Here is a 15,488-nt window from a genome sequence, read left to right as displayed (position 1 = left end):
TTTGATTGTAGTTAACCCGATCCAGTTCCATCACTGACTAAACAGTTTCAGTACTCGATCAAACCCGAAGAATTTGTTTCTGAATCCCCTGGCGTGACCCGCAATACCTCCGTCATCGTGGTCAGGCCGGCCTTCACTTTCTCGACACCGGCCATGCGCAGGCTGCTCATGCCCTGCGCCAGTGCCTCACGGCGCAGCGCTTGTACGTCCGCGCCCGGGGTGACCAGCGCTTGGAGTGCCGGGTCCATGAGCATGATTTCATACAGCCCGGCCCTGCCTCGATAACCGCTGTCACGGCATTGCGCACAGCCGACGGCTTCGCAGCCGTCAGCGTCCTCCTGGCCCAGCGGGCGCTTGCAATGGCTGCACAGCAGCCGCACCAGGCGCTGCGCCATCACACCTATGAGCGTAGCTTTGATCAAATAGTGAGCAACGCCCAGTTCCTGCAGGCGGCTGATGGCGCTGGGTGCATCGTTGGTGTGCAAGGTCGAGAAAACCAGGTGCCCGGTCAGCGCGGCCTGGATAGCCATCTCTGCGGTTTCCTGGTCGCGGATTTCGCCGATCATGATGATGTCCGGGTCCTGGCGCAGCAGGGCGCGGATGCCGCTGGCGAACGTGAGGTCGATGTTGTGCTGGACCTGCATCTGGTTGAAGGCCGGCTCGACCATTTCAATCGGGTCTTCCACCGTGCACAGGTTGACCTCGCGGGTCGCCAGCTGCCTGAGGGTGGTGTAGAGGGTGCTGGTCTTGCCTGAGCCGGTGGGGCCGGTGACGAGGATGATGCCGTGGCTGCGTCGCGTCATGGCGTGCCAGCGCTGCTGGTCGGCGCTGGACAAACCCAACTGGTCAAAGTCCTTGAGCAGCACTTGTGGGTCGAAAATTCGCATCACCAGTTTTTCGCCGAATGCCGTGGGCAGGGTCGAAAGCCGCAATTCCACTTCGACACCCGCAGGGTTCCGGGTCTTGACGCGGCCATCCTGGGGTTTGCGTTTTTCGGCCACGTTCATTCGCCCCAGGCTTTTCAGGCGGCTGACCACGGCCATGGTGACCTGTGGGGGAAATTGATAGACGTCATGCAGCAGCCCATCAATGCGAAAGCGCACCCGACCCTGGTCGCGGCAGGGCTCGATATGGATATCGCTGGCTCGTTGGCCAAAGGCGTACTGCAGCAGCCAGTCGACGATGTTGACGATATGCGCGTCGTTGGCATCCGGCTCCTTGTCGCTGGCGCCGAGGCTGAGCAAGTCGAGATTGCCAGGCGTCGTCATCTTTTCATCCGCACCGCTGACGGACTTGGCTAAACGGTAAAACTCGTTGATACAGCGCTGGATATCGCTGGGGTTGGCAACCACGCGCTTGATCGTGCGTCTGAGCACCTGGGACAGCCCGGCTTCCCAGGTGGTGACATGGGGTTGGGCACTGGCGATCGTCACGCTGTGAGTATCGACGGCGACTGCGAGAATGCCGTGGCGCTGGGCAAAGGCGTGGGACATCAACGGCACCACGGCTGCCACATCAATCTTCAACGGGTCGATGCGCAGGTAAGGTTGGCCTACCTGCCGGGCCAGCCATTGGGTCAAGGTCTCCACGCAAGGGCCCTGGGCTGCGATGCATTCCAAGGGATGCTGGCTGCCGGACGCTGGCGCCACCTTTTGCGCCGCCTGCGCCGTGATCAGCCCTTGCTCGACCAACGCCGGCAATAATTGCTGCAGTTCCAAGGGGTGATCGTGAGTGGCGACGGGCATGCAGGTTTTCCTGGGGCGTGGGGGTAATCCCAGGCTAGCCAGCCGCTGAAGATCCTGCTGGCGCTTGTATTGCCGGTTTTTACTGCGCCATCGCCGCCAGCGCTTGAGGCCGCTCGGAATCAGCGGACCACAGTTCCAGGGTGCAGACGCTGATCAGGTTTCGAATCTTTTCACCGATCACCTGGGCGCGGTGCCAGCTCAGGCCGGTCATCACGATATCGATGCTCAGCAGGTCGGCTTCCCGGTTCATGCTGACCTGGGTGGGCGTGAGCAATTGCAGCGCGAAGTAGTTCAGCACCCGGCACAGCACGTCCGGTTCAGCCTCGGCGACGATGCGATAGTGCGCCTGGCAGTGGCTGCTATTGGCGGCCCACGCATCGACGCGGGTGGCGGGGTAGGCGGTTTCGACGGCATGCATGCTGACTCTCCAGTTTAGACTGGAGAAATTTTTACATTCGCCTGGGGAGATTTCTTATCTAAAATAAGCCTGTTTGGCGATAAATCGACCAGAACAATTCAAGATAAGCCTATTCATGGGTACTTTTATGCACAATGAGTTGGACGCCTACGACCGCCGCATCCTGGCCTTGCTGCAAGAGGATGCCTCGCTCTCCAGTGCACAGATTGCCGAGCAGGTCGGCCTGTCGCAGTCGCCATGCTGGCGGCGTATTCAGCGGCTCAAGGAGGAGGGCGTGATCCGCGGCCAGGTCACCCTGCTGGACCGCAAGAAAATCGGGCTCAACACGCAGATTTTCGCCGAGGTCAAACTCAACGCCCACGGTCGCTCCAATTTCACCGAGTTCACCGAGGCGATTCGCGGGTTTCCGGAAGTGTTGGAGTGCTATGTGCTGATGGGGGCGGTGGACTTTCTGCTGCGTATCGTCACCTCGGATATCGAGGCGTACGAGCGGTTTTTCTTCGAGAAGTTGTCGATGGTGCCAGGGATTCAGGAGGTCAACTCGATTGTGGCGCTGTCGGAGATCAAGTCCACCACCAGCCTGCCAGTATTGCGCTGACAGGCATGCCATTGACTGTAGGAGCGAGCTTGCTCGCGAAGATCGTTAACGATAACGCGGGAAGCCTGGCTCCCCACATCGCTCTCGGGTTTTTCGCGAGCAAGCTCGCTCCTACAGGTAGAGTGACTTACAGGCGCAGAAGGGTCTTCCAGGCACGATTCTGATAAACCGCAATCGCCTGGTGCATACGCGCATCCAGCGATTCATCGGTAATCGGCTGGTTGGCCAGGTGCGCCAGCTTGTTCAGCTCGCCGTACAAACGGTCCAGCTCAGGAATGTCCACCACATGGCGCGCATGGTGCAGCCAGGCCTGGATGCGTTCGATGCGCGGCAGTTGCTCGGCCAGGTCTTCCGGCTGTTGCTGGTAGCGCTGCAGTTGCAGGGCGACAGCGTCGTCGGCCAACAGGCGTGGCAGCCAGTTGGTAATTTGCGCAGCGCCCTGGCGGTTGCCGCGCACGTTACGTTCGGCCGTCCAGGTGCGAGCCAGCAGCCAGCGCGAGAGGTTGAGTGAGAACAGGCCCCAGCGCACGTCTTGCAGCTCTTCGATGAACTGTTCCGGCGCGGCTTTGCGAATGTCTTCATCGTCGTCACCGGCCTGGACCAGCGGGCGCCAGTCTTCCAGCAACGCATCCAGGGCGCTGCGCAGTTCGCTGGTGGATTGGCGTGGCGCGGCCTGGCCGAGGCTGCCGATCAGGGCGCGCAACTCGCCGAGGTTCTCGACCCAGTCCTGCAACAGGCGCCAGTGGCCATTGAAGCGGTATTGCTCAGCCAGGCGCTGGCTGCTGCCCAGCAGGTGCCACAGGATCGCGGCGAAGGCGTCGTCCAATGGCATTTCGGCGTGGATCTGTGGCGCCGGCAGGCTCAGGGAATAGCTACTGGCGTCATACAGGCGATAGCCGCGTTCGGCCTTGCTGATGTCGCACGGCATCAGGGCCAGGGTTGCGGCCAGCTCGGCGGCCAGTTCCAGCAGGGCCGCCGGTTCGCCTTCGCGCAGTTCCAGTTCCAGCTCGCAGATTTCTTCTTTCTGCTTGCCGACCACCACATGGCCCAGGTCCAGGGCGGCTTCGATCACCACCTTGGCCTTGCCACGGCCCCAGGCGATCTCGGCGCGTTCACGCACGAAGTCGGTGGTGAAGATCGGCTTGAGAGTCTTTTTGTCCAGCTCGGCCAGTTGCTCGGGCCAGCACTCGCCATCGAGTTTCTTCACGTCGAGCTTGGCTTTGGGCAGGTCCCAGTTGTATTCGTTGCGTTCCGACAAGCCGGCGACGCTTTGGCCGCGGGTCTTGAGGGTCTGGATGATGTCGTCACCGTCCTTGCGCAGGCGCAGGGCAACCTTGGCCTGGGCCAGGTCACGCTCGGGGGTGTCGAAGTACTGGTTCATCAACTCACGGCGTTCCCAGCCACTTTTGTTGCGTTTTTTCAGTAACGGGTGCTCACGCAGCGCGGCGAGTGTTTCGCGGCTGACGCGTAGCTTGATTTCGGTTTCTTTCTGCATGGCCGGAAAATCCAGGATCGGGAGCGCAGCCGGGGAAAAGTGTGGCTGCCAAGGTCGTGCAGTGTACAGGACTGAGCCCGGCAACGTGCCGCAACGGTTTATTGTGTTGCGCAGATGCCTCTATAGTGAGGTTCATCCGGGAAGTTGGGAGACCGCGCATGCCGTTACCGTCCATGAAAGAGCAGTTCGCCGCCTTGATCGCCGCGCCGTCGGTGAGCTGCACCCAGGCGTCTCTCGACCAGAGCAACCGCCCGGTGATTGACCTGCTCGCCGCTTGGCTGGGCGACCTGGGCTTTGCCATCGATATCCAACAAGTCAGCCCCGGCAAGTTCAACCTGTTGGCCAGTTTCGGCAGCGGCCCCGGTGGCTTGGTGTTGGCGGGGCATAGCGATACCGTGCCGTATGACGCGGCGCTGTGGAGCACCGACCCGCTCAAGCTGACGGAAGTCGACGGCCGCTGGGTAGGGCTGGGCAGTTGTGACATGAAGGGGTTTTTCGCACTGGTTATCGACGCGGTGTTGCCGCTGCTGGACCAACCCTTCAAGCAACCGCTGTTGATCCTTGCCACTTGTGACGAGGAAAGCTCCATGTCCGGTGCCCGTGCGCTGGCCGAGGCGGGGCGCCCATTAGGTCGTGCAGCGGTGATCGGCGAGCCGACCGGGCTCAAGCCGATCCGCCTGCACAAGGGCGTGATGATGGAACGCATCGAGATCCTCGGGCGCAGTGGCCACTCGTCGGACCCCAGCCTGGGCCACAGCGCCCTGGAAGCCATGCATGACGCCATCGGCGAACTGCGCGGCCTGCGCTTGGCCTGGCAGCGCGAGTACCGCAACGCGCAATTCAGCGTGCCGCAGCCGACGATGAACTTCGGCTGCATTCACGGCGGCGACAACCCCAACCGCATCTGCGGCCAGTGCTCCCTGGAGTTCGACCTGCGACCCCTGCCGGGCATGGACCCCGAGGTGCTGCGCGCCGCGATCCGCCAGAAGCTCGAACCCCTGGCCGAGCGGCATAAGGTCAAGATCGACTACGCGCCGTTGTTCCCCGAAGTGCCACCCTTTGAGCAGCCCGAAGACGCCGAGTTGGTGCGGGTGGCGGAACGTTTGACCGGTCATCGTGCCGAAGCAGTAGCGTTCGGCACCGAAGCGCCTTATCTTCAGCGCCTTGGTTGCGAAACCCTGGTGCTCGGCCCTGGCGACATTGCCTGCGCCCACCAGCCTGGCGAGTACCTTGAAATGTCACGCTTGACGCCTACAGTGCGTCTATTGCGGGAACTGATCGAACACTACTGCCTGAAACCTGCATAAATTAACCCCTGCCCATTCGTACATAAGGAGAGTGAGCGTGTCGCCAAGCCTGTTCCGACGATAACCATCAGCCGCTGTGCGCTTTCACGATTGATCCTTTATTTGGCTGCTTTTTATTACAGGCCCAGGTGTTATGCCCGAATACGTCAACTGGCTTCGTCACGCTTCGCCCTACATCAATGCCCACCGCGACTGCACTTTTGTGGTCATGCTGCCCGGCGATGGTGTAGACCACCCCAACTTCGGCAATATCGTCCACGACCTGGTGCTGCTTCACAGCCTGGGTGTGCGCCTGGTGCTGGTGCACGGCTCGCGCCCGCAAATCGAAACCCGCCTTGAAGCACGCGGCCTTACCCCGGCTTACCACGAAGGCTTGCGCATCACCGATGCTGCGACGCTGGAGTGTGTGATCGACGCGGTGGGTCATTTGCGCATTGCCATCGAGGCGCGCTTGTCCATGGACATGGCGTCATCGCCGATGCAGGGCTCGCGCCTGCGTGTGGCCAGCGGCAACCTGGTCACCGCACGGCCAATCGGCGTGCTTGAAGGCGTGGACTACCACCACACCGGCGAAGTGCGCCGGGTCGACCGCAAGGGCATCAACCGCCTGTTGGATGAGCGCTCTATCGTGCTGCTCTCGCCCCTGGGGTATTCGCCCACCGGCGAGATCTTCAACCTGGCCTGCGAAGACGTCGCCACCCGCGCCGCCATCGACCTGGGCGCCGACAAGTTGCTGCTGTTCGGCGCCGATCCCGGTCTGATCGATGAGAACGGCCGCCTGGTGCGTGAATTGCGCCCACAACAAGTACCCGCGCACCTGCAACGCCTGGGCAGCAACTATCAAGCCGAACTGCTCGATGCCGCTGCCGAAGCCTGCCGGGGTGGAGTAGGGCGCAGCCATATCGTCAGCTACGCCGAAGATGGCGCTTTGCTTACCGAACTGTTCACCCGCGATGGTGGCGGTACGCTGGTGGCCCAGGAACAATTCGAACTGGTGCGCGAAGCGGCGATTGAAGACGTCGGCGGCTTGCTGGACCTGATCAGCCCGCTGGAAGAGCAGGGCATTCTGGTGCGCCGTTCGCGGGAAGTGCTGGAGCGTGAGATCGAGCAGTTCAGCGTGGTCGAGCGCGAAGGCATGATCATCGCCTGCGCGGCGCTGTATCAGATCGCGGATTCGGATGCGGGGGAGTTGGCGTGCCTGGCAGTGAACCCGGAGTACCGCCACGGCGCGCGAGGCGATGTGTTGCTCGAACGCATCCAGACCCGGGCACGCGCCCAAGGCTTGAAAACCCTCTTTGTACTCACCACGCGCACGGCCCATTGGTTCCGCGAACGCGGCTTTGTACCCAGCAGCGTGGACCGCCTGCCGTCGGCGCGAGCGTCGCTGTACAACTATCAGCGCAACTCCAAGATCTTTGAAAAGGCCCTGTAAAAGAGTACGGCTCTGTGTGGGAGCTGGCTTGCCTGCGATAGTGGCGCCTCGGTTTATCTGAAGGACCGAGTTGCTGGTATCGCAGGTAAGCCAGCTCCCACCGAAGACTGTATTTATTGTGTGATGAATTTGTCGGTCACATAGGCCGAATAATCCGGCAGCACCGTCTCCACCTTCCCCTGTTCCTTCAAGAACTTCGCCGTCTCCTCAATCGCCTTCGCCGTGCCGCCCTTGAGCAGCGCAGCGGTTTGCTGTGCCTGCGCATCCGGAAACGTCGTACCGGCCAAGAGTTCCGGAATGTCATCCGCATTTGAACCTGTCAATCTGGCGATTTTCTGCACTGGCTCGGAATCCACCGTCCAGCTGCCTTTGTGGGCGGCATAGTCGGCAAAGGCATCCAGGGTAACTTTGGCGAACTTGGCCACTACCTCAGGATGTTTTTGCGCAAAATCCTTGCGCGCCACCCACACCTCAAATGTGGGTGCACCCCATTGGCCCACCTGCGCCGCGTCTGTCAGGGTCTTGCCGCTCTTGCGGATTTCGCCCAAGGCCGGGGACCACACAAAAGCCCCATCAATATCGCCACGCTTCCAGGCGGCGGCGATTTCGGCCGGTTGCAGGTTCACCACTTTGACTTGTTTGGTGTCCAGCCCCCAGTGTTTCAGCGCGCCGAGCAGGCTGTAATGGGAGGTTGAGACGAAGGGCGTGGCGATGGTTTTACCGATCAAGTCCTGGGGGTTGTCGATGCCACTGCCGTTGCGCACCACCAGGGCTTCAGAAGCGTTGATCTGTGCCGATACGATAAACGCCACAATCGGCAGGTTGCGCGAGGCCGCCGCCGCGAGTGGGCTGGAGCCGAGGTTGCCGATTTGTACATCACCCGAAGCGATGGCCGCGACTACCTCTGGCCCGCTGTTGAAGCGGCGCCAGGCGATTTTTTCGCCGATGGCTTTTTCATACAGGCCGTCGGCCTGGGGAACCTTGCTGGGATCGATGCCGGTCTGGTAGCCCACCGTCAGGTCGGTGGCGTTGACACCAAAAGAAAGTAATAGCGATACAAAAACTGTAACAAATTGACGGGAGGATGTGCGTTTGGCCATGATGGCGTCGCCTTTTTGATCGTGAGTGACGTATGCAACCGTACGGCAACACTAATCGATCTAAAAAAGCACCAGTAAATACCCTTTAGGAATTAGCTTATGGAGCGGCGCGTCTATCCTGACCGGCCAGCTTCACGGAAAGTCTTATTCCTGGATCGTATGAAAAAGAATGAAATAATTCTTTTTGGGTGTATGAAAAACTCATTACCCTGCAGGGACCAAATCAACTGCGATTAGACGAAGGTAGTAGACACACAAGGTTACGATTGACTTGGTGGTCACTATCTGGCGCTAATCGCGCATCTGTGGATCGAGGGCGTCAGACCCGAGACCAAAGAAATACAAAAATTAGAAATGAGAGGAGCGGTACATGAAGAAGTCCACTTTGGCTGTGGCTGTAACGTTGGGCGCAATCGCCCAGCAAGCAGGCGCTGCCGGTTTCATCGAAGACAGCAAGGCCACACTGGGCCTGCGTAACTTCTACATCAACACCGATAACCGCGAAGGCACGGCCAACCCGAGCCGCAACGAAGAATGGGGCCAAGGCTTCGATCTGCGTTTCATCTCCGGTTACACCCAAGGCACCGTCGGCTTCGGTCTGGACGCTATCGGCCTGCTGGGTGTTCGCCTGGATTCCGGCGGTGGCACCAACGGCGCGACTGCCAGCTCCTACGGTGGCACGATCTTCCCGAGCAAGTCCAATGGCGAAGCCGTTGATAACTACTCCAGCCTGGGCCTGACTGCCAAGGCCAAGATCTCTCAAACCGAACTGAAGTTGGGTACCTTGCAGCCCAAGCTGCCGGTCATCGTCACCAACGATGGTCGTATGCTGCCGCAAACCTTCCAAGGTGGCCAGATCACCTCCAGCGACATCAAGGACCTGACTCTGGTTGCTGGCCAGATCGAAAAGGCCAAGGGCCGTAACTCCAGCAACAACGAAAGCCTGTCCATTTCCGGCGCCAACAGCCGCGGTGTGAACTGGCGTTCGAGCAACAAGTTCTACTACGCCGGTGGCGACTACAAGATCACCAAGGATCTGACCGCCCAGTACTACTACGGCAACCTGGAAGATTTCTACAAGCAACACTTCCTGGGCCTGACCCACAACTGGGCCATCGGTCCTGGCGTGCTGAAGTCTGACCTGCGTTACTTCAACAGCTCCGACGATGGCAACAACGGCAACCAGTCCGCTTACTTCTCGACGGGCAACTACAGCGGCGTGAACTCCGGCCGTGGCAAAGTCGACAACAACCTGTACAGCGGCCTGTTCCTGTACTCGGTGGCCGGTCACACCTTCGGTGGCGGTTACCAGGTCAGCAACGGCAGCAGCGACTTCCCTTGGCTGAACCAGGGTGACGGCTCGTCGGCTTACATCACCACCGACATGCAAATCCAGAAGTTCGCCCGTGCCGGCGAGCGTACCTGGCAAGCTCGCTACTCCTACGACTTCGCCAAAGTCGGCGTGCCTGGCCTGACCGCCGGTGTGGTTTACCTGAAAGGTGATCATATCGACACCGTCGCCAGCAACCGTACCGAGTTCACCGGCCAGTCCGAGTGGGAGCGTGACATCACTGTTGCCTACGTCGTACCGGAAGGTCCGCTGAAGAACGTCGGCGTGGCGTGGAAAAACGCTATGTGGCGCAGCGACATCGCCAACGCGCGTAACCAGGACGAAAACCGCTTGATCGTCAGCTACTCGATCCCGCTGTTGTAAGACTGTAAAACCTTGCCCGGCGCAATGCCGGGCAAGGTGTCTTGCTATTCAAGTCGGGCTCAACCCCCGCAAGCCCTTCCTGAATCCCTCTTTTTTGCAGCGTCTCAAGGCCTTCTCGAACCTTGAAGGCGATGTTGGCCTCAGGCCGTTCCCAAGTCCAATGAACTGATTTTTAATATTCTTTTATCGTCTAGATAAATCGATATTTATTCTTTTTAAATCACCAAAAATCCATGCACAGTGGGCTCCATAAGCACTCATCAGGAGCCACACCATGAGCCTAAGACTGGGCGATATCGCCCCCGACTTTGAACAGGATTCCAGCGCCGGCAAGATTCGCTTCCACGAATGGCTGGGCGACAGCTGGGGTGTGCTGTTTTCCCACCCTGCGGACTTCACGCCGGTGTGCACCACCGAGCTGGGTTTTACCGCCAAGCTCAAGGATGAATTCGCCAAGCGTGGCATCAAGGCCATCGCCCTGTCGGTAGATCCGGTGGACTCGCACCACAAGTGGATCGAAGACATCAACGAGACCCAGAACACCGTGGTCAACTTCCCGATCCTGGCCGACGCCGACCGCAAGGTCTCGGACCTCTACGACCTGATCCACCCGAATGCCAGCGATACCCTCACCGTGCGCTCCTTGTTTGTGATCGACCCGAACAAGAAGATCCGCCTGACCATCACCTACCCGGCGAGCACCGGGCGTAATTTCCATGAAATCCTGCGGGTGATCGACTCGCTGCAGCTGACCGACAACCACAAGGTGGCAACACCGGCCAACTGGCAGGATGGGGATGAGGTGGTCATCGTGCCGTCACTCAAGGACGAGGAAGAAATCAAGAAACGCTTTCCCAAGGGCTATCGCGCGGTGAAGCCGTACCTGCGTCTTACCCCACAACCCAATCGTTAAGGCATCATGGACCATGCCTCTGTAGGAGCGAGCTTGCTCGCGAAAAACGTCAACGATAACGCGTGCTTCCTGAATGAACGCGGCGCCTGTGAGTTTTTCGCGAGCAAGCTCGCTCCTACCAAAAAGCACTGACTCACAGCAGGGGTTTTCAGGCCGTTTCCACGGCCTTTTTTTTCGCCTGGGGATTGATCAATCGCTTATGTTTTTATGGAATAAACAAATGAATAAATAAGATTTATAGATATATAAATCTGCTGATAAGGTCTATCCCATCTTGGCGCCATCGCCGTACAGCGAACCGCCGACACTTGCTCAAGGAATCTCCTGCATGCTGGTCGTAACACTTGGAGGCAGTCCCAGCCAGCGTTCCCGCTCCGGGGTCTTGCTGGATAAAACCCGTCAGTGGCTGCAACAGCAGGGCGTGGAAGTAGTGAGTTACCAGGTACGGGACTTCCCGGCTGAAGACTTGCTGCACGCACGCTTCGACAGCCCCAAGGTCATTGACCTGCTGCAACAAGTCGCCAATGCCGACGGCCTGGTGATCGCCACGCCGGTGTACAAGGCGTCGTTTTCCGGGGCGTTGAAAACCGTACTGGACCTGCTGCCGGAGCGTGCGCTGGCCCATAAGGTGGTGTTGCCGATGGCGACCGGCGGCAGCATCGCCCACATGCTGGCGGTGGACTACGCCCTGAAGCCGGTGCTGTCGGCCCTCAAGGCCCAGGAATTGCTCCACGGTATTTTTGCCGAAGACAGCCAGATCGCCTATGGCGAAGGCAGTGTTCAGGCGCAACTGGTGCCGGTACTTGAACAGCGTCTGCACGAAGCCCTGGAGCAGCTCTACAGCGCCATGGCGCGACGGCCAAAACCTTTGGACCCTGACGTATTGAATGAACGTTTGTTGAGTGCTCGCTGGAGCATCTGAGCCTCACCCCGAAAAGCTGGAAACACTCACCTTACTCAGCCGACAACGGCCAAGCAGGTGCAGCCAAAACCCTAATCGCACAGTTGGAGAGAGCGCCATGCGCACTGTCATCTTGCGTCGTGGTCTGGTCGCACTCTTTGCTGCGGCTGTGTCCCTCGGCGCCATCGTTCAAGCCCAAGCCGCCGAGACCTTGCGGATCGGTTATCAGAAGTACGGCACCCTGGTGCTGCTCAAGGCCAAGGGCACCCTGGAAAAACGCCTGGCCGACCAAGGCGTGCAGGTGCAGTGGACCGAGTTTCCCGGTGGCCCGCAATTGCTCGAGGGCCTGAACGTTGGCTCCATCGACTTCGGCGTTACCGGCGAAACCCCACCGGTGTTCGCCCAGGCGGCCGGCGCCGATTTGCTCTACGTCGCCTACGAACCACCCGCGCCTACCAGCGAAGCGATCCTGGTGCCCAAGGACTCGCCGATCAAATCGGTGGCCGAGCTCAACGGTAAAAAGGTCGTGCTCAACAAAGGCTCCAACGTGCACTACCTGCTAGTGCGTGCCCTGGAAGATGCCGGCCTCAACTACACCGACGTAAAGACCGTGTTCCTGCCCCCCGCCGATGCCCGTGCTGCGTTCGAGCGTGGCAGCGTGGACGCCTGGGTGATCTGGGACCCGTACCAGGCCGCCGCCGAGAAGCAACTACAAGCGCGCACCCTGCGAGACGGCACCGGGATTGCCGACAACCATCAGTTTTACCTGGCCACCAAACCCTACGCCGAACAGCACCCGCAAGTGATCAAGGCGTTGGTGGAAGAGGTGCGTGCGGTAGGCGAATGGTCCAAGGCCAACCCGCAGGAAGTGACTGAGCAGGTCGCCCCACTGCTCGGCCTGCCGGCAGATATCACCCTCACATCGGTGAAACGCCAGGGCTACGGCGCGCTGTTCCTGACCCCGGAAGTGGTCGCCGCCCAGCAGAAAATCGCAGACACCTTCTACCAACTCAAATTGATCCCCAAGCCCTTGAGCATCAAGGACGTGATCTGGACGCCACCCGCCGCGGTTGCCAAAGCGCCGTAATCCGACTTCATTCAGGAGACAACTCCATGAGCCTCAATATTTTCTGGTTCCTGCCCACCCACGGCGACGGTCATTACCTTGGCACCGCCGAAGGCGCCCGCGCTGTCGACCACGGTTACCTGCAACAAGTGGCCCAGGCTGCCGACCGCCTGGGTTTTGGCGGGGTGTTGATCCCTACGGGCCGCTCTTGCGAAGACTCGTGGTTGGTGGCCGCCTCGCTGATCCCCGTGACCCAGCGCTTGAAATTCCTGGTTGCCCTGCGCCCTGGGATCATCTCCCCGACCGTGGCCGCGCGTCAGGCCGCGACCCTGGATCGCCTGTCTGGTGGCCGTGCGCTGTTCAACCTGGTCACCGGTGGCGATCCGGAAGAACTGGCTGGCGATGGATTGTTCTTGAGCCATGAAGAGCGCTACCAGGCGTCGGTGGAATTCACCCGCATCTGGCGCCGTGTGCTGGAAGGCGAGACCGTGGACTACGACGGCGAGCACGTCAGCGTCAAAGGCGCCAAATTGCTCTACCCACCGATTCAACAACCACGCCCGCCGCTGTATTTCGGGGGTTCCTCCGAAGCCGCCCAGGACCTTGCGGCCGAACAGGTCGAGATGGTGCTGACCTGGGGCGAGCCGCCGGCAGCCGTTGCGGAAAAGATCGCGCAGGTACGCGCCAAGGCTGCAAAACTGGGACGCACGGTGCGCTTTGGCATTCGCTTGCATGTGATCGTGCGCGAAACCAACGACGAAGCCTGGAAAGCCGCCGACAAACTGATCTCCCACCTGGACGACGAGACCATCGCCCGCGCCCAGGCGTCCTTGGCGCGCTTCGATTCGGTGGGCCAGCAACGCATGGCAGCCTTGCACGGCGGTAGCCGTGACAACCTGGAAGTCAGCCCCAACCTGTGGGCCGGCGTCGGCCTGGTACGTGGCGGCGCAGGGACGGCGCTGGTGGGCGATGGCCCAACGGTTGCGGCGCGGGTCAAGGAGTACGCGGACCTGGGTATCGATACCTTTATCTTCTCCGGTTATCCACACCTGGAAGAGTCGTATCGGGTCGCCGAGCTGTTGTTCCCGCACCTGGATATCGAACGTCCCGAGCTGCCAAAAAGCGCCGGCTACGTCAGTCCGTTTGGCGAGATGGTGGCCAACGACATCCTTCCCAAAGCTGCGTCACAGAGCTGAGGCGCCGTTATGGACTTAGAAAAAATCAGCCATCGCGTGGCGCCCTGGGTGCTGCCGATCTTATTGCTGGCGGTGTGGCAGTTGTCGGTGTCGGCGGGTTGGTTGTCGACGCGCATTCTGCCAGCGCCGAGTGCAGTGATCGAAGCCGGGGTGAACCTGGTGGTCAGCGGCGAAATCTGGACGCACCTGGCCATCAGCGGCTGGCGCGCCGGCCTGGGCTTTGTGATCGGAGGCAGCATCGGTCTGGCCTTGGGCTTTATCACCGGCTTGTCGAAGTGGGGCGAGCGCTTGCTCGACAGCTCCGTGCAGATGATCCGCAACGTGCCGCACCTGGCGCTGATTCCGCTGGTGATCCTGTGGTTCGGCATTGATGAGACCGCGAAAATTTTCCTGGTGGCCCTGGGTACCTTGTTCCCGATCTACCTGAACACTTACCACGGCATCCGCAATGTCGACCCGGCACTGGTGGAAATGTCGCGCAGCTATGGCTTGTCCGGTTTCAGCCTGTTCTGGCAAGTGATTCTGCCGGGCGCGCTGCCGTCGATCCTGGTGGGGGTGCGCTTCGCCCTGGGCTTCATGTGGCTGACGCTGATCGTGGCGGAAACCATTTCGGCAAGTTCCGGCATCGGTTACCTCGCGATGAATGCCCGTGAATTCCTGCAAACCGACGTGGTGGTACTGGCCATCGTCATGTACGCCATCCTCGGCAAACTGGCCGACCTGGCAGCCCGTGGGCTGGAACGTGTGTGGCTGCGCTGGCACCCGGCGTATCAAGTCAAAGGAGGTGCAGCATGACGGCCCAACAACCTCCGCGTCTGTTGAAGGGTATCCCACTGGCGGTGCGCAAATTGCGCAAGGCCTTTGGTACCCGCGAAGTGCTCAAAGAGATCGACCTGCATATTCCTGCGGGGCAGTTCGTGGCTGTGGTCGGCCGCAGCGGTTGCGGCAAAAGTACCTTGCTGCGCCTGTTGGCGGGGCTGGACAAAGCCAGTGGCGGCGAGCTGCTGGCCGGCTCCGCGCCACTGCACGAAGCGATTGAAGATACGCGGTTGATGTTCCAGGAAGCGCGCTTGCTGCCATGGAAGAAGATCATCGATAACGTCGGCCTGGGCCTCAAGGGCGACTGGCGGCCCAAAGCGCTGGATGCGCTGGAAGCGGTTGGCCTGGCCGAGCGCGCCAATGAATGGCCGGCGGCGTTGTCCGGTGGCCAGAAACAGCGCGTGGCACTCGCACGGGCGTTGATCCATCAGCCGCGCCTGTTACTGCTCGATGAGCCGCTGGGCGCACTGGATGCCCTGACCCGCATCGAGATGCAGCAACTGATCGAAAACCTGTGGCGCAAGCACGGTTTCACGGTGTTGCTGGTGACCCACGACGTCAGCGAAGCCGTGGCGATTGCCGACCGCGTAATTCTGATTGAAAACGGCGAAATCGGCCTCGACCTGAACATCGACCTGCCACGCCCACGGGCCCGTGGCTCACACCGCCTGGCCGCGCTGGAAGCCGAAGTGCTCAACCGCGTGCTGTCGCTACCCGGCTCCCCACCGGAACCCGAACCTGTTTCACCGCTGCCGACGCAATTGCGTTGGGCTCAATAACTCAC

The 15,488-nt window shown here is 60.4% G+C and carries 14 protein-coding genes; 10 read left to right on the top strand and 4 right to left on the bottom strand.

What is annotated here, in order from left to right:
* Positions 1–47 precede the first annotated feature (47 nt).
* Together APH41_RS01360 and APH41_RS01355 are read right to left on the bottom strand one after the other, a co-directional pair.
* The gene (locus APH41_RS01360) at positions 48–1,745 is read right to left on the bottom strand and encodes a GspE/PulE family protein (RefSeq protein ID WP_054917074.1); all 1,698 of its coding nucleotides are present in this window, start codon (positions 1,743–1,745) and stop codon (positions 48–50) included.
* A 79-nt stretch (positions 1,746–1,824) separates the two neighbouring features.
* Positions 1,825–2,163: a hypothetical protein gene (locus APH41_RS01355; RefSeq protein WP_014720398.1), complete on the bottom strand. Its 339-nt coding sequence runs from the start codon at positions 2,161–2,163 to the stop codon at positions 1,825–1,827.
* Positions 2,164–2,290: 127 nt separating this feature from the next.
* Between APH41_RS01355 and APH41_RS01350 the strand changes: the two genes are divergently transcribed.
* Complete coding sequence (locus tag APH41_RS01350) at positions 2,291–2,761, top strand: Lrp/AsnC family transcriptional regulator (protein WP_054896032.1); 471 nt, start codon at positions 2,291–2,293, stop codon at positions 2,759–2,761.
* A gap of 127 nt (positions 2,762–2,888) precedes the next feature.
* On the opposite strand, the gene APH41_RS01345 is transcribed toward APH41_RS01350, so the two are convergent.
* Positions 2,889–4,256, bottom strand: a complete 1,368-nt coding sequence (locus APH41_RS01345) for an inorganic triphosphatase (protein WP_020301821.1) — start codon at positions 4,254–4,256, stop codon at positions 2,889–2,891.
* A gap of 158 nt (positions 4,257–4,414) precedes the next feature.
* Here APH41_RS01345 and argE point away from each other — a divergent pair, with 158 nt between their 5' ends.
* Together argE and argA are read left to right on the top strand one after the other, a co-directional pair.
* Entirely contained in the window at positions 4,415–5,563 is a 1,149-nt protein-coding gene (gene argE / locus APH41_RS01340) for an acetylornithine deacetylase (protein WP_054917073.1), read from the top strand.
* A gap of 133 nt (positions 5,564–5,696) precedes the next feature.
* On the top strand, positions 5,697–6,995 hold the full coding sequence (gene argA / locus APH41_RS01335; RefSeq protein WP_003195273.1) for an amino-acid N-acetyltransferase: 1,299 nt from the start codon (positions 5,697–5,699) through the stop codon (positions 6,993–6,995).
* Positions 6,996–7,108: 113 nt separating this feature from the next.
* Here argA and tauA read toward each other — a convergent pair whose 3' ends face one another.
* Complete coding sequence (tauA, locus tag APH41_RS01330; protein WP_054917071.1) at positions 7,109–8,095, bottom strand: taurine ABC transporter substrate-binding protein; 987 nt, start codon at positions 8,093–8,095, stop codon at positions 7,109–7,111.
* A 370-nt stretch (positions 8,096–8,465) separates the two neighbouring features.
* Between tauA and APH41_RS01325 the strand changes: the two genes are divergently transcribed.
* The 7 genes from APH41_RS01325 to ssuB all read left to right on the top strand — a co-directional run bounded on the left by APH41_RS01325 (position 8,466) and on the right by ssuB (position 15,483).
* On the top strand, positions 8,466–9,809 hold the full coding sequence (locus APH41_RS01325) for an OprD family porin (protein WP_034128998.1): 1,344 nt from the start codon (positions 8,466–8,468) through the stop codon (positions 9,807–9,809).
* 274 nt (positions 9,810–10,083) lie between these two features.
* Positions 10,084–10,722, top strand: coding sequence for a peroxiredoxin (locus APH41_RS01320; RefSeq protein WP_054917069.1), 639 nt, complete (start codon positions 10,084–10,086; stop codon positions 10,720–10,722).
* Between the two features lie 328 nt (positions 10,723–11,050).
* Positions 11,051–11,644, top strand: a complete 594-nt coding sequence (gene ssuE, locus APH41_RS01315; RefSeq protein WP_014720392.1) for an NADPH-dependent FMN reductase — start codon at positions 11,051–11,053, stop codon at positions 11,642–11,644.
* Positions 11,645–11,741: 97 nt separating this feature from the next.
* Entirely contained in the window at positions 11,742–12,710 is a 969-nt protein-coding gene (locus tag APH41_RS01310; RefSeq protein WP_054917067.1) for a sulfonate ABC transporter substrate-binding protein, read from the top strand.
* A gap of 26 nt (positions 12,711–12,736) precedes the next feature.
* Positions 12,737–13,885, top strand: a complete 1,149-nt coding sequence (ssuD, locus tag APH41_RS01305; protein WP_054917065.1) for an FMNH2-dependent alkanesulfonate monooxygenase — start codon at positions 12,737–12,739, stop codon at positions 13,883–13,885.
* 9 nt (positions 13,886–13,894) lie between these two features.
* Positions 13,895–14,680, top strand: coding sequence for an aliphatic sulfonate ABC transporter permease SsuC (gene ssuC, locus APH41_RS01300; protein WP_003195258.1), 786 nt, complete (start codon positions 13,895–13,897; stop codon positions 14,678–14,680).
* Positions 14,677–15,483, top strand: a complete 807-nt coding sequence (gene ssuB / locus APH41_RS01295; RefSeq protein WP_032902254.1) for an aliphatic sulfonates ABC transporter ATP-binding protein — start codon at positions 14,677–14,679, stop codon at positions 15,481–15,483. Before ssuC ends, ssuB begins: the two co-directional genes overlap by 4 nt.
* Positions 15,484–15,488: the final 5 nt, after the last annotated feature.

This window comes from Pseudomonas sp. NBRC 111138 (assembly GCF_001320835.1).
Classification (GTDB): domain Bacteria; phylum Pseudomonadota; class Gammaproteobacteria; order Pseudomonadales; family Pseudomonadaceae; genus Aquipseudomonas; species Aquipseudomonas paracarnis.
This window is presented reverse-complemented; position numbering and strand designations above follow the sequence as displayed.